Source organism: Actinomycetes bacterium, assembly GCA_024222295.1.
GTDB lineage: Bacteria > Actinomycetota > Acidimicrobiia > Acidimicrobiales > Microtrichaceae > JAAEPF01.
Map to the genome: position 1 here is coordinate 251,538 of JAAEPF010000017.1, position 13,960 is coordinate 265,497.

12 protein-coding genes are annotated in these 13,960 nt (G+C 68.5%); 4 read left to right on the forward strand and 8 right to left on the reverse strand.

Going from position 1 to position 13,960, the window contains the following annotated elements; translation table 11 throughout:
• Nucleotides 1-10: 10 nt before the first annotated feature.
• Complete coding sequence (locus GY812_03950) at nucleotides 11-805, reverse strand: siderophore-interacting protein (protein MCP4434637.1); 795 nt, start codon at nucleotides 803-805, stop codon at nucleotides 11-13.
• Between the two features lie 62 nt (nucleotides 806-867).
• Between GY812_03950 and GY812_03955 the strand changes: the two genes are divergently transcribed.
• The 4 genes from GY812_03955 to GY812_03970 all read left to right on the forward strand — a co-directional run bounded on the left by GY812_03955 (nucleotide 868) and on the right by GY812_03970 (nucleotide 5,111).
• Nucleotides 868-1,353, forward strand: coding sequence for an SRPBCC family protein (locus GY812_03955; GenBank protein MCP4434638.1), 486 nt, complete (start codon nucleotides 868-870; stop codon nucleotides 1,351-1,353).
• Nucleotides 1,346-3,943 carry a sulfatase-like hydrolase/transferase gene (locus tag GY812_03960; protein ID MCP4434639.1) on the forward strand — a complete coding sequence of 866 codons (2,598 nt, stop codon included), beginning with the start codon at nucleotides 1,346-1,348 and terminating at the stop codon, nucleotides 3,941-3,943. Before GY812_03955 ends, GY812_03960 begins: the two co-directional genes overlap by 8 nt.
• A 149-nt stretch (nucleotides 3,944-4,092) precedes the next feature.
• Complete coding sequence (locus GY812_03965) at nucleotides 4,093-4,569, forward strand: MaoC family dehydratase (protein MCP4434640.1); 477 nt, start codon at nucleotides 4,093-4,095, stop codon at nucleotides 4,567-4,569.
• Nucleotides 4,570-4,589: 20 nt separating this feature from the next.
• The gene (locus GY812_03970; GenBank protein ID MCP4434641.1) at nucleotides 4,590-5,111 is read left to right on the forward strand and encodes a hypothetical protein; all 522 of its coding nucleotides are present in this window, start codon (nucleotides 4,590-4,592) and stop codon (nucleotides 5,109-5,111) included.
• A 17-nt stretch (nucleotides 5,112-5,128) separates the two neighbouring features.
• Here GY812_03970 and GY812_03975 read toward each other — a convergent pair whose 3' ends face one another.
• The 7 genes from GY812_03975 to GY812_04005 all read right to left on the reverse strand — a co-directional run bounded on the left by GY812_03975 (nucleotide 5,129) and on the right by GY812_04005 (nucleotide 13,917).
• Complete coding sequence (locus tag GY812_03975) at nucleotides 5,129-5,596, reverse strand: hypothetical protein (protein ID MCP4434642.1); 468 nt, start codon at nucleotides 5,594-5,596, stop codon at nucleotides 5,129-5,131.
• Between the two features lie 148 nt (nucleotides 5,597-5,744).
• Complete coding sequence (locus tag GY812_03980) at nucleotides 5,745-6,551, reverse strand: SDR family oxidoreductase (GenBank protein MCP4434643.1); 807 nt, start codon at nucleotides 6,549-6,551, stop codon at nucleotides 5,745-5,747.
• A gap of 171 nt (nucleotides 6,552-6,722) precedes the next feature.
• Entirely contained in the window at nucleotides 6,723-9,014 is a 2,292-nt protein-coding gene (locus GY812_03985) for a hypothetical protein (GenBank protein MCP4434644.1), read from the reverse strand.
• On the reverse strand, nucleotides 8,999-10,327 hold the full coding sequence (locus GY812_03990) for a 2-oxo acid dehydrogenase subunit E2 (GenBank protein ID MCP4434645.1): 1,329 nt from the start codon (nucleotides 10,325-10,327) through the stop codon (nucleotides 8,999-9,001). The genes GY812_03985 and GY812_03990 overlap by 16 nt, the downstream gene beginning before the upstream one ends.
• A 2-nt stretch (nucleotides 10,328-10,329) precedes the next feature.
• Nucleotides 10,330-12,348, reverse strand: coding sequence for a dehydrogenase (locus GY812_03995; protein MCP4434646.1), 2,019 nt, complete (start codon nucleotides 12,346-12,348; stop codon nucleotides 10,330-10,332).
• Complete coding sequence (locus GY812_04000) at nucleotides 12,345-13,130, reverse strand: ThuA domain-containing protein (protein ID MCP4434647.1); 786 nt, start codon at nucleotides 13,128-13,130, stop codon at nucleotides 12,345-12,347. The genes GY812_03995 and GY812_04000 overlap by 4 nt, the downstream gene beginning before the upstream one ends.
• 19 nt (nucleotides 13,131-13,149) lie before the next feature.
• Entirely contained in the window at nucleotides 13,150-13,917 is a 768-nt protein-coding gene (locus tag GY812_04005; protein ID MCP4434648.1) for an SDR family oxidoreductase, read from the reverse strand.
• Between the last annotated feature and the right edge of the window lie 43 nt (nucleotides 13,918-13,960).

Consider the following 13,960-nt stretch of genomic DNA (forward strand, 5'->3'; position numbering starts at 1 on the left):
AAGGGCGGGGTCAGGTGCGGGACTTCCAGTAGCCGCGGATCGTCGCCTGGCTGCGAGGCACCCCGAGGGTGCGGAAGAAGTGCTTGCGGAGTGCCTGCACGGCGGCGGCTTCTCCGGCGGCCCAGATTGCCGTCGCCTCGTCCACCGACTCAATTGTGGTGCCCACGGCAACGAGCGTCGCCCCCGGGGCCTCGCTCTGGGACCGCACGTGGCGAGCAACCGTCAACGACGCGAAGCTCGGCAGTGAGTCGCCCACGCCGGGCGCACCGACCTCGAGGTGCACGGTGCACTCCGGCTGCGGATCGAGCCGGGCTGCCTCGGCGAGCATCTGGCCGATCGCGGGGATCGCAGACTCGTCGCCGAACATGAGCCACCTCGGAGCCGAGGTGTCGATCCCCACCGCAGCGCCCGGGCCGGACAACGCGGCGGGGTCTCCGGATGTGGCCGACTCCGCCCATCCGGAGACCGCTCCTCCCGGGTGACGCACTATTTCGAGCTCGAGGGTACGGCGGGCAGGGTTGTGGTCGAGTGGGGTGAAGGTGCGGATCACGGGCCGACCCCCACCGGGCAGCAGGAACTCATTGCCAGTCCATTCCGGGATCACGAGATCGGCGCCGGCAGCCTCCGGAACCAGCAGACGGATGCTTGCAGCAGTCTCCGGCGCGGCCATCGAAGCGAGGTCGTCGCCGCGCAGGGTGATCCGCATGAACCGTTCGTTGAGCGCGACGACGTCATCGATCACCACCGGCATCCACGGTGGGGGAGGTCGGCGAACCCGGGGCCCGCCGGCATCGCGTGTGCTCACGGTCGCGACCGTACCGGCATTGCCCCATGGACGGGGCCTCTCTCGGCGACCACACTGGGCGGATGCCGACCACAGTCGCCCGAAGCATCGACCTGTCGAGCCCACCCGAGGACGTGTGGGCGGTGCTGGGAGAGTTCGGTGCGATCAGCTCGTGGGCGCCCAATGTGGACCACTCCGTGCTGCTGGAGGGCAGTCCCGGTATCGGCGGCTCGCGGCGCATCCAGACCGGCTCCTCCACATTGGTCGAGACCGTGACGGCGTGGGATCCACCCTCGACGTTGTCCTACGACATCGAGGGCCTTCCGCAAGTGGTCCGCCATGTGTCCAACACCTGGCACGTCTACGGCCACGATGGCGGCTCGAGAGTGACGCTCGCGAGCGTGATCGACACCGGGTCCCGCCCGCCGGGGCCGATCGTTGCGAGAGTGGTGGGCCGCTTGCTCGGGCGTGCCTCGGAGCAGATGCTCACGGGCCTGCGCAACAGGCTGTTGGCTATCGAGGGTGCCCAGGAGCGCCGAAGTGCAGAGAGGACGGCCGCGAATGGCTGATCGACCTGACGTGATCCTGATCATGAGCGACGAGGAGCGCGCCGCACCCTCCTACGAGACCGACGAGCTGCGCGAGTGGCGCTCGGCCACGCTGCCGGGCGAGCGGTGGTTCGAGGACAACGGCGTCAGCTTCCGTCGTCACTACACGGGTTCCTTGGCGTGTGTGCCAAGCCGCCCCACCTTATTCACAGGCCAGTACCCCGACGTCCACGGTGTCACCCAGACCGATGGCCTCGGCAAGATGGCTGACGACACGAGGATGCGCTGGCTGCGAGAGGCAGAGGTGCCGACGCTCGGCAACTGGTTCCGCGCGGCCGGCTACGACACGCACTACGACGGCAAGTGGCACATCAGCCACGCCGACCTGCACGACCCCGAGACTGGTGACGTGCTGGCCACGAACGACGACGACGGCGTGATCGACCTTGCGGCGGTGCAGAAGTATCTCGACGCCGATCCGTTGGGGCCTTTCGGCTTCTCGGGCTGGGTCGGCCCGGAGCCGCACGGGGCGCCGCTGGCCAATAGCGGACTGCGACGCGACCCGCTCATCGCCGACCGCGTGGTTGCGTGGCTCGAGGACCGTTACGCGCGAAGGGCCGCGGGAGACACCGAGGCGCTTCGGCCGTTCCTGTTGGTGGCGAGCTTCGTCAACCCGCACGACATCGTGCTGTTCCCCGGCTGGCAGCGCTCGAGCCCGCTGGAGGAGTCACCGCTCGATCCGCCGCACGTGCCGCCGTCGCCCACTGACGACGAGGATCTCTCCAGCAAGCCCGCGGCACAGATCGCCTACCGCGAGGCCTACTACTCGGGGTATGGCCCTGCCGCTGTCGTGAAGCGCATGTACACCTCCAACCTCCAGCAGTACCGCGACACCTACTACCGGCTGCATGCAGAGGTGGATGCACCGATCGACCGTGTCCGGCGCGCTGTCACCGACGGGGTGGAAGCCGGCGCATCGTCGGACACGGTGCTGGTACGCACCTCCGACCACGGCGATCTGCTCGGCTCACACGGCGGACTGCACCAGAAGTGGTACCAGCTGTACGACGAGGCCACCCGGGTACCGTTCGTGATCGCCAGGGTTGGTGAGTCGCCCACCGAAGGCCGGGTGGTCGAGGCCCCCAGCTCGCACGTCGACCTCGTGCCCACGCTGCTGTCGGCAGCAGGGGTGGATGTGGACGCGACAGCGGCGGAGCTCGCAGGTGATTTCACCGAGGTGCACCCGCTGCCCGGTCGCGATCTCATGGGCACCGTTGATGGCGGGGATCCCGATGAGTCGCGCGCCGTATACCTCACGACGCGCGACAACATGCTCGAGGGCGACAGGGGAGCGTCCGCCATCGCGCGGCAGCTCGGTCGCGCCGACAACCCGCCCGCACTGATGCGGATACAGGTGCCCGCCCATGTGGCCACCAACTTCGAGGGTGTCGTGGCCCGGGTGGACGACGCCGATGCCCCCGGCGGTGCAGGACACCTGTGGAAGGTGGTGCGCACCTTCGATGATCCCAACACCTGGACCGAGCCGGGTGTGCGCCAGCTGGCCGCGGACGGGCCAGGTGGAGTGTCGTGGCGAACCGACGTGCTCGATGACCAGTGGGAGTTCTACGACCTCACGGCCGATCCGATCGAGGCGCACAACCGCCTCGATGACCCCGGCCTGCTCGAGGTGCGCGACCACCTGAAGCGGCTGCTCAAGGAAGAGCGCGCCGAATGCGTGCCGGAGCGCAACAACCCCTGGCCCTACGCGGTCAGCAAGGCCCACAGCGCCCCCGATGCCGAGTCGCCGCTCCCGCCGGCACGGGTGCTGCGCCGTGGGCTGCAGCGTCTCGGTCTGCATCCCGACGACGTTGACTCGGCCAACGCGCCGGAGCTGCCCGGTCGTCGGGCCCTGGTGGTCGCGACCAACCACGGAGTGCTCGACGTCGGCAAGCCGACCGGTGTGTTCGCCTCGGAGATGACGGCGCCCTACTACGTGTTCCTCGACGCCGGCATGGACGTCGACGTGGCGAGTCCGCGGGGTGGGGCAATCCCGGTGGACCCGCAGTCGCTCAAACCGGTGCTGCGCAGCGAGCATGACGACAGGTTCCTCGCAGACGACACGCTCCGGGACAAGGTCAACGATTCGCTCGCCGTCGGTGAACTCGACATGGCCGACTACGACATCGTGTACCTGGCCGGCGGCTGGGGTGCAGCCTGGGACTTCGGCACATCGGAGGAGCTCGCAGCGCAGCTCACGGAGGCCAATGGGCTCGGCAAGGCGATCGGTGGCGTGTGCCATGGCCCGCTCGGACTCCGCAACGCGACAGCGCCGGATGGCTCGCCGCTCGTGGAGGGTCGCCGTATCAGCGCGGTGACCGACAAGCAGGTGCGCGAGCTCGGCATCGAGTCCACGCCACAGCACCCCGAGACGGAGCTGCGTCGGATGGGTGCGAGGTTCGAGTCGACCTCGAAGTTCCGGGACTTCCTCGCCAATCACTGGGTGGTCGACGGCAACCTGGTGACCGGCCAGAACCAGAACGCGGGTCCGATGGTCGCCCGCGAGCTGCTCGGGGTCGTCGCACGTTCCGAGGAAGCGGACTCCGACGGCTGACCCGGTGCTCGCCGGCCGGGCGACGGCAGCAAGCAGCAGCCGCTGCTCCGTGCCACGGTGCCCCGGCACATCTGCAACAGTGTCGGGGTCGCAACAGACCACGGCGACGGGTGATCAGGCACCCAACAGGTGGTCACCAGGAGCAGGCAGTGTCCGAGGCAGCAGCAACAGCGTTGGCGAAGATCCAGGAGCGGGTCGGCACCGAAGAGGGCGTCGGCGAGTGGTTCGAGATCACCCAGGACATGATCAACCAATTCGCGGACCTCACCGAGGACCACCAGTTCATCCACGTTGATGAGGAGGGCGCGAAGTCGGTCGGCTTCCCGACCACGATCGCCCATGGGTTCCTTACCCTTTCGATGCTCACGCACGGGGCGGCGTCGATTCCACAGGATCCGGAGCTGTTCCGTGGCATTGCCATGGGCATGAACTACGGCTTCGACAAGGTGCGGTTCGTCAACCCGGTCCCCAATGGTTCGCGCCTGCGCTGCCGGTCTGTCCTCTCAGCAGCTGAGCCCAAGGGAGACAACGCGATCCACCTCACCCGCACGTACACGATGGAGATCGAAGGCGCGGACAAGCCGGCCCTGGTGGCCGACTGGATCGTCCGCCTCCAGTTCGCCTGACCGCGGGCGTCGGCCGGGCCATGGGGATCACCAACTACGAGGAGGTCGGCGGGTACCCGCTCGACCCCGAGGTGCGGGTGCAGATGCTCCAGAGCCAGAACGAGTGCACCTTCATCTGGGGCACCCAGGACCACTGGGCGGTCGGCGTCACGATGAGCTACGTGTGGCGTGACGGCCGGTTCTGGCTTACGTCCTCCGGCCAGCGCAAGCGGATCTCCGCGGTGCGTCGCGACCCCCGCGTGTCGATCGTGGTTTCCGGCGTTGGCACCGAGGTCGGTCCGGCCAGGACGGTGACCGTCAAGGGTCGCTGCATCATCCACGACGACAAGCAGACCAAGTCGTGGGCCTACCCGGCGATAGCGGATGCGATCATGGGTGGTCCGGGCGACCTCACGGACCACTTCATCGCGATGCTCGACTCGGAGCGGCGCCTGGTGCTCGAAGTGGTGCCGGAGAAGTGGATCACCTTCGACGCAGCGAAGATGATGGCCGACTCACTCGAGAGCTGGATGGCCGGGGAGCGGGGCGAGCTGCTCGACTGAGAGCGCCGGGGCGGACCTCAGCAGAAGCGGTCGGCCCCGATGGGGATCGGCTGCCGGTTGCGTTCGACTGCCGTGCCGATCGCCTCGACGAGTTGGTCAGAGTTCACGTGCGGGCTGATCTCGATGACGTCATTGCGGTCATCGGGGCATCGGCCATCGCGTTCGGCCCGGACCCTCTTCACCTGGGCCAGAACTGCCGGCGGCCGCCGGATGGCGGTGACCGCATTCACGAGTTCGATTGCGGTCTCGCGTTCACGGATGATGTTCACCACCACATCGGCGCCGTCAACCAATGGGCAAGCCCCGCTGGTCAGCAGGTCGCAAGGAACCGAGTCGGGTCCTTCGCAGGTCCGCACCTCGAAGCCGCGTCGCTCGATCATGGGTCCGATGATCGAGGGCGACGACGCGGGGTCGCACTCCAACAACACACGGATCCGGTCCTCGGGGGCATCTGCCCACGTTTCAGGTTCTGATCGACGTGACATCGCGACGGCTCCTGGGAAGTTGACCCCACAAACAATAATCCCCCATCAACGCCAGCGGTGGTACTGGTCATCAGTCACGGTGCCAAACGTTGTGGTGCCCTCGATCTCTTGGTAGTGCCCCGTGTCGCTTGCGGATGTCGCAGGTGTCTCAGCCGATTCCGGAGTGTTTGCCGGTCGCCGTGGCGCCGGAGAACCCGCCGTCGGTCCACAGGACCGTGCCCGACACGTAGCTCATGCGCGCGCTGTTGAGAAGCACGATCGGCCATGCCTGTTCCTCAGCGGTGGAGTAGCGGTCGATCGGCCCGATCGCCATCTCGATGATTTCCTTGCCGGCCAGGTCGTGGAAGGCGGGCATCATCGGAGTCTCGGTCGGGCCCGGGTTGGTGGCGTTGAGCCGGATGCCCTTTTTGATCAGGTCGGCGCCGCGCCAGCCGACCCACGCATCGAGGGCGTACTTCGACCACAGGTAGCCGCTGTATCCCCATGTCTCCTCGTGGGCCACCAGCCACTCGCGTTGCTCCTCGAAGCTGTTCAGGGCAAGTAGCTCCATGAGCGTGGGGAGCTGCTGCTCCCAGCCGATGCCACCCGCCGAGGAGATCACGCCGATCGAACTCGGGTTGGCCATCTTCGGCACCAGGCTCTCGATCAGGTGCCGGGCGCCCACGAAGTTGACCACGATCGTGTCGATCTCGCTGAACGGCGGGCCGGGCAGTCCCGCACACGAGAACAACGACTCGATCGGGCCGTCGATCCGAGCTGCTGCCTCGTCGATCGCGGCGCGGTCGCGAAGGTCGATGCTGATCTGGCGCTCGACCGGGACCTCGGTGTCCTTGATGTCGAGCGCGGTGACCCTTGCGCCCAACTCGGTGAGGATCCGAGCAACCTGCGCGCCCATGCCCGAGGCGGTTCCGGTGACCACCACGTTCGAGCCCTCGTATCCCAAAGCGTCCTTCATCGGTAGGTCTCCCTCTTGTCCGGCGGGCCCCGCGGCGGCCAGTCGCGGAACCCTAGACCAGGGTCTCGCTGCCAATCGGTGCGTCGCGTGTGGGCGTCGCCGCCCCGGGCTCCCGAGCAACTTCGCTCGCCGAGCGCATCGACTGATCCTGATGGCCCCAGGGGTCGCGGCTCAGGCCCGCCCGGCTGCGGCCTCATCGGCGCGGTTGCGGCCGCTGAGGCGGATGAGCTCCTCGTGGAGCTCGAACCAGACGGTGTGGTAGCTGTCCTTGAGCGGGTGGGCGAACATGTCGGTGTCGCCTGCCTCGATGCGCCGCAGGGACGCCTCGAGCCTTTCGGAGTAGCGGCCGAATCGGGTCTCAGCGCTTGTGACGACCTCGATGACCGGCACGATCCCGCCGTGGATGTCCACACGGAGGCGCTGCACGACGCCGGAGTCGTACTCGGCGTCGCTGTGGTCGTTGTGGACCTCCTCGCCGTCGACCTCGCGGACCTGCCACGATGACACGACCGTCTTGAACAGCACGTTCAGGTCGTGGAAGTCGCCCCAGATGGGTTCGATCACGGGCGACAGTCGTTCGGCATCCGCGGCGAACCTGACGTCGACACGGTCGACCGCTTCGGGCGTGAGGCGGAGTCGTTCGCCGGGCAGCTCCTGCGCCGTGCCCGCTTCGAGAAGGTCGCTGATGACGGCCATGACCTGCTCCGCACGCGAGCCGAGTACCTCGGCCACTGCCGCCGCGCTTGCTGCGCCCTTGAGTGCCAGGATCCTCTCGCACGACTCGACGGTCACCTCCTCCGACGTGACTCCAGACGGTGTTGAGGCCGAGGTGCCGTCTGCCCGCGTTGGCGGCGAATCCAACTCCGTGAGCTCCTGTTGCCACTTGCGCAGGATGCGGACTTCGTCGACCTCGGTCTCCTCGGCCGGGTGGTCGCCGAGCATGAGGGTGCCGCGCTCTCCGTCCACGGTGAGCACCTCACCCGTCGGGTAGTGCTCGCCTGAGACCGTGATGCCGTCGGCCAGCACCGCCACATCCGCCGCACCCACGATCGCGGGGATTCCCCAACTGCGTGCAACCACGGCTGCATGGCTGACGAATCCGCCCAGCGAGGTGACGATCCCAGCCGCCTCCGCCATGCCTGCGACGTCGGCCGGCGAGGTCTCGCGGCGCACGAGGATGATGGACTCGCCGCGGGCGCCTGCCTCGATGGCCTCGTCGATCTGTGTGTACAGCTTTCCCGAAACCCGTCCGGGTGACGCGGCGAGGCCGCCGGCCAGCACGAGGTGGTCGGGGTCATCGGGGGCTTCCGGGTTCGTGCGCGTCGGCGGGTTGGCGAGGATGTCTGACACCGAATCCACGGCCTCGGCACGTGTCATGGGGAAGCGGGGGTCCTCGGCCAGATCGATGGCGACACGCAGCGACGCGACGGGGCTGCGCTTGCCGCTGCGGACCTGCAACAGCCAGAGCATGCCGTCTTGGACGGTGAACTCGATGTCGGCGAGGTCGCCCAGGTCGTGCTCGAGTAGCGCCGCGACTTCGTCGAGGCGGTCGGCGACGTCAGGCCAGAGGGTCCGCAACTCGGAAACGGGAAGCGTGGAGTGGGTGCCCGCCACGACGTCCTCGCCCTGGGCCCCCACCAGGAAGTCCCCCACGAGGATGCGTTCGCCGGTGGATGGATCGCGCGTGAACGCCACGCCGGTGCCGGACCGCTCGCCCAGGTTGCCGAAGGTCATCATCTGCACGGTCGCAGCCGTGCCAAGTGACTCGTCGATGCCTTCCACACGCCGGTAGGCGCGGGCGCGCTCGGAGCGCCACGAGGTGAACACGGCAGCTGCCGCGTGGTTCACCTGGGCGTGTGGGTCCGTGGGTATCTGGTGGCCCTCCTCGGCCAGCACATCGCGCATGCGTGCGGTGGCAGCAGCGAGGCCATCAGGTGACAGTGAGCGACCCTCGTCGTGGCCGATGCAGTCGGTCGACACGCGCCGCAGGAGCTCCTCGGGCACACCCAGCACGATCGATGCGTACGACTGCACGAACCTGCGGGCCGTGTCCCAAGCGAACCATTCGTCGCCGCTTGCCTCGGCCAAGGCGGCCGCGACCTCGTCGGTCATGCCGGCGTTGAGCACCGTGTCCATCATCCCGGGCATCGAGACGGCAGCCCCGGAACGCACGCTGAGCAGCAACGGGTCGGTGGCGGAGCCGAGCTTCCGCCCGGTCGTCGCCTCGAGTTCGGAGAGGCCGTCGTCGATGGATGTGGCGAGGTCGTCCGACCAGCCCCTCGCGTTGAATCGGCGGCAGGCCTCGGTGGTGAGCGTGAACCCCGGTGGCACCGGCAGCTCCAAGGCCGTCATGCGTGCCAGCGCAGCACCCTTGCCGCCGAGGATGGCGACGCGCTGGTCCTGCGGGATCGCCGCCGCGGCAGTGAAGGAGTAGTGAAGAGGCTCGCTCACTGCTGTGCCCATCCTTCGAGTGTGTCGCGGATCGTCGCAGCGAACTGCGCCGCCGGCGCCCCGTCGTACGCGCGATGGTCCCAGGTGAGGCTGATCGTGAGCACCTTGGTCTGCGATGGTGCTCCGTCGGCCCACGCCACGCCGTCGCGCAGCCGCCCCACTCCGAGGATCGCGGTGTTGGGCGGGTTGATCACGGGTGTGAACGAGTCGACGCCGTACATGCCCAGCGCGGTCACCGAGAACGTTCCGCCTTCGAGTTCGGCCAGCGTGAGCCTGCCGTCCCGGGCCGCCTCGGCGAGCCGTGTCGTCTCGCCGCTCAGCTCATCGAGTGCGAGCTTGTCGGCGTCGCTGATCACCGGCACCACCAGCCCGCCTTCGAGGGCAACCGCCATGCCCACGTTGATTCGTGGCAAGAGGTTGACCGCGCCCCGGGCCACCTGGCTGTTGACGACCGGGTGCTCGCGCAGCGCTGCGGCGGCTGAGGCGATCACGTAGTCGGTGAAGCCGGCGCGCTCCGCGGGGTCGGTGGCCTCGCGGTGTGCGATGACCGCGTCCATCACGACCTCCATGTGGAGGGTGAGCTGGGCCATTTCCCGCAGCGACGCGTGCATCCGCTCCGCGATGGTGCCCCGCATCCCGGTCAAGGCGATCGTGTCAGTCGGCTCCTGCAGCAGCGGCATCTCGGGTGCGGTCGCCTGGAGTGGTGCAGCACCGGCGCGGGTGCGCATGTGGTGTTCCACATCCGCGCGGTCAACGCGCGCGCCGGGGGTACGTGGTGCCACCTCGGCGATGTCGACCCCGAGTCGCTGAGCTGTCTGGCGCGCCGCCGGCGTAGCGGCCCCTGCGGCGCCGCCCGCGGGCGTGGCGAGCACGTCCTCGGAGACGATGCGCCCGCCCGGTCCCGTGCCGCGCACGAGGGCGAGGTCGACACCCCGCTCGGCGGCCACCCGCCGGGCGTTGGGTGACGCAAGGAGTCGGTCGCCGTCGCGGGCCTGCTGGACCGCGGCCGGGCGCACGATCTGCGCCAGCGCACTCTTGGGCGCTGCGGCGGGGACAGTCTTCGGTTCCACTTGCTCGGGCGGGTCTTCACCCCGTTCGAGGAACCAGCCGATGCGTTCACCGCACTCGAACAGGTCGCCTTCGGCGCCGGTGATGTGCAGCACCCCCGACTCGCTCGCCTCCACGTCGCTTTCGACCTTGTCGGTCTCGATGGTGAGAACGGGAGTGCCCGCTTCGACCTCGGTGCCGCTCTCGACCAGCCACGCGGTGATCGTGCCTTGCTCCATGGTGAGGCCGAGCTTGGGCATCACGAACTCGACCGCCATGGCTAGCCGGCTGCGCCACGGGACTGCCCGGGCGCGGGTCGGTTGAGGGTGGCGCGGATCTCGGTCGCGACGCGCTGTGCGTCGGGCACGTAGACCGACTCGAGCGCGGGGCTGAACGGCACCGGTGCGAAGGGCGCCCCCACGCGGGCGACCGGCGCGTCGAGGTAGTCGAAGGCGTGCTCCTGGACCTGCGCTGCGATCTCAGCGCCGAGCCCACCGGTGCGCACAGCTTCGTGGACCACCACGATGCGGTTGGTGCGCCGGGCGGAGTCGAGCACCGTGTCGATATCGATCGGCGACACGGTGCGCAGGTCGATCACCTCGCAGTCGATTCCCTCGCCGGCCAGCTGTTCAGCCGCAGCGAGTGACTCGGCGGCCATGCGGGACCACGACACGACGGTCACGTCGCTGCCGGGCCGCGTGACCGCTGCCGAGCCGAGCGGGGTCTCGTAGAGGGCCTCGGCAACAGGGCCCTTGGTGCCGAGCATCCGCTTGTGGAGCATCACCAGCACCGGGTTGTCGTCGAGGATCGAGGCGGCCAGCAGGCCCTTCATGTCGGCGGGGGTGGAGGGCATCACGACCTTGAGGCCCGGCACGTGGGCAAGCATCGCCTCCAGGCTCTGGCTGTGCTGCGAGCCGGCGGACAGCCCTGCGCCGCCCATGGTGGTGATGGTCATCGGCAGCGTGGCGTTGCCGCCGAACATGTACTTGAGCTTGGCCGCCTGGTTCGCGATCTGGTCCATGGCCACGAGCACGAAATCCATGAACATCAGGTCCACCACCGGCCGCAGGCCCACGACGGCGGCGCCGATGCCCATGCCGATGATCGCCTGCTCGGCGATGGGAGTGTCGACCATGCGGCGCTCACCGAAGGTGTCCACCAGTCCGTCGAAGTTGTGGAACACACCGCCGGTGCGGCCCACGTCCTCGCCCGCCACGAACACCTCGGGATTCGCCTCCATCAGCTGGTTCATGGCCTCGTTGAAGGCCTGCAGGTAGGTGATCTGGCGGGTCGGGTCACCGGGCGGCTCCGGTGCTTCGGCGGGCCGCCGGGTCTCTGTGTAGACGTTGTCGAGCAGGTCGGCAGGGTCGGGGTCGGGGCTTGCCTGCGCGAACTCGATCGCGGCGTCCACATCGGCGGCCACCTCGGCGCGGGCTGCCTCGACCTCTTCGACGGTTGCCAGCGCACCCTCGACCATCCTGGTCTCGAGCGCCACGATCGCGTCGCGGCCCCGCCATTGCTCCACCTCGTCGTCGCTGCGGTACTTCATGCCCAGCGTCTGGATGCCGTGGTGGTTGTAGTAGCGGTAGGTCTTGGCTTCGAGGAACACCGGCCCGCCACCGGCACGGATCGTCTCCAGTGCTTCGGCTGTGGCCTCGTAGACGGCGACGGCGTCCATGCCGTCGACCACTGCGCCCGGCATGCCGTAGGCCGGGGCGCGCTCCACCACGTCGTCGATGGCCATCGTGCGCGACCGGGGCGTGTACTCGGCGTACTCGTTGTTCTCACATACGAACAGCACCGGCAGCTTCAGCGCGGCGGCCATGTTGGCGGCCTCGTGGAAGGCACCGATGTTGGTCGTGCCGTCACCGAAGAACGCCACGGACACGGTGTCGTTGCCTCGGTAGGTATTGGCGAAACCGGCGCCCACTGCGATCGGCACACCACCACCCACGATGCCGTTGGCGCCGAGCATGTCGAGGTCGAGGTCACAGATGTGCATCGAGCCGCCCTTGCCCCGGCAGTACCCGGTGGCCTTGCCCATGAGCTCGGCCATCATCCGGTCGAGCTCACCGCCCTTGGCCACGAGGTGGCCGTGACCGCGGTGGGTGGAGCTGATCTGGTCGTTGTCCCGCAGGGCTGCACAAACCCCGGCCGCGACGGCTTCCTGACCCACGTAGAGGTGGATGAACCCGGGGATCCGGTTGGCTTCGAACAGGCGGCCCGCGGCCTCTTCGAAGAGGCGGATGCGCAGCATGCGCCGGTGCAGGTCCGCGGCGATGGCGGTGTCGAGGGTCATGAGTCGGCTCCCATCGCCCAGCGGACCGCCCGGCGAAGCATTTCACGGTACTGGGGCAACTCCCACGAGCACCGCTCGATCGTGGGCCACCAGTCCTTGTGCGGCCACATGTCGTGGTGGCCGCGGCAGTGCCCGAGGGCGTTGTAGAGCACGGCGCCCTGCCCGAGGGGCCGCAAGTAGCTCAAGAGCCGTTCACCGTCGCCGCTGGTCCAGTCAGATTCCTGGAACCCGTCGGCCGTGCCGTGCCAGGTGGTCGTCAGCAGCGGCGTGAGCGCCGCGCTCTCCGCGTGCTCCATCAGGTACAACTCGTCGGTGGTCTCGAAGTCGTCGATGCCGGCCACGAGCCAGTTGTCGGGAGCGACGTTGTTCACCTCGAACGGTTCGATCGGCGGGTGGGCGACGAACTGCCCACCCAGTGTGTCGGCGAGGGTGGGGAAGCAGCGGGGGATGACCACACCGTCAGGCCCGCCCACGTCCAGCGCCGAGTTGGTGCCGTGCAGCGCCACCAGCCGGCCGCCGGCCTCAACCCATGCGCGCAGCGAGTCCTGGGCCGCGTTGCTGGGACGAACGTCGCAGGTGTAGGCCACGACGAGGTCGGCGGCGCCGAGTGTGGCGGTGTCCTCCCAGTCGTCGCGCACCGTGACTCGCACCTGGTCGTGCTCGGCGAGCAGGTCGAGTAGCTCGCGGCGGGCGTAGTCGATGTCGTGGTAGAGCCCGCCCGCGATGAGGCAGGCGTCCACCCGTGCGGGTCGGTCCCCGTCGCTGCGCCCCCCGGCCACCATGTGCCTCGACCCGTGCCGCTCAGTAGTTGACGCGCTTGAGGAAGCCGCCATCCACGGTCACGTTGGTGCCGTTGATGTGCGCTGCCGCGTCGCTTGCGAGGAAGGTGACCGCATTCGCGATGTCGGCCGTGTTGCCGATGCGCCCTGTGGGGTGCGAGGCAACGGTGGCCTCGTAGAAGTCGGGCTTGGCGGTCTGGATGTTGTGCCAGTCGCCGCCCTCCACGAAGACCGGGCCGGGCGACACAACGTTGCAGCGGATGCCGTCGGCGCCGAGTACCTGCGCCTGGCCGAGTGTCCAGTTGGTGACCGCTGCCTTGAAGGCGCTGTAGCTGCCGGAGCCCGAGCCGAAGTGCTCGGCTGCCGCGGTGGTTCCGATGCTCACCAGCGCACCGCCGCCGTCTGCAAGTGCTTCCCTGGCGGCGGCGACGCCGCCCACCAGGGCAACGAGGTCGATCTCGAAGTTCTTCTGCCACTCGGCGAGAACCTTCTGGGGTTTGCCCGAGGTGTTGTGCACGTAGATGTCGATCCCGCCGAGCTCGTCGGCGCTGGATGCGATCCATGCTTCGAGCGAGGCGAGGTCGGATGCGTCGACGGTGCCGCCGGTGACCTTGGCGCCGTCCTGGGCGAGCTCGGAGAGCTCCTTCACGGCGGTCTCCACGTCGTCGGCGCTGCGTGCGCAGATGGCGACCGACGCGCCCTCGGCCAGCAATGTCTCGGCCACGGCGCGGCCGATGCCCTTCGTCGAGCCGGTGACCAGTGCCCGCTTGCCCTTGAGTCCGAGGTCCATGCTTTAGCGCCCCTTGTTGGCCGGCGTCGTGTGCCGGGAAATT

Excerpts from the sequence above, each read along its gene's own strand:
- GY812_04005 (MCP4434648.1), bottom strand. The coding sequence starts at position 13,917 with ATGGACCTCGGACTCAAGGGCAAGCGGGCACTGGTCACCGGCTCGACG.
- GY812_03960 (MCP4434639.1), top strand. The coding sequence starts at position 1,346 with ATGGCTGATCGACCTGACGTGATCCTGATCATGAGCGACGAGGAGCGC.
- GY812_04000 (MCP4434647.1), bottom strand. The coding sequence starts at position 13,130 with ATGGTGGCCGGGGGGCGCAGCGACGGGGACCGACCCGCACGGGTGGAC.
- GY812_03975 (MCP4434642.1), bottom strand. The coding sequence starts at position 5,596 with ATGTCACGTCGATCAGAACCTGAAACGTGGGCAGATGCCCCCGAGGAC.
- GY812_03980 (MCP4434643.1), bottom strand. The coding sequence starts at position 6,551 with ATGAAGGACGCTTTGGGATACGAGGGCTCGAACGTGGTGGTCACCGGA.
- GY812_03955 (MCP4434638.1), top strand. The coding sequence starts at position 868 with ATGCCGACCACAGTCGCCCGAAGCATCGACCTGTCGAGCCCACCCGAG.
- GY812_03970 (MCP4434641.1), top strand. The coding sequence starts at position 4,590 with ATGGGGATCACCAACTACGAGGAGGTCGGCGGGTACCCGCTCGACCCC.
- GY812_03995 (MCP4434646.1), bottom strand. The coding sequence starts at position 12,348 with ATGACCCTCGACACCGCCATCGCCGCGGACCTGCACCGGCGCATGCTG.
- GY812_03985 (MCP4434644.1), bottom strand. The coding sequence starts at position 9,014 with ATGGGCACAGCAGTGAGCGAGCCTCTTCACTACTCCTTCACTGCCGCG.
- GY812_03990 (MCP4434645.1), bottom strand. The coding sequence starts at position 10,327 with ATGGCGGTCGAGTTCGTGATGCCCAAGCTCGGCCTCACCATGGAGCAA.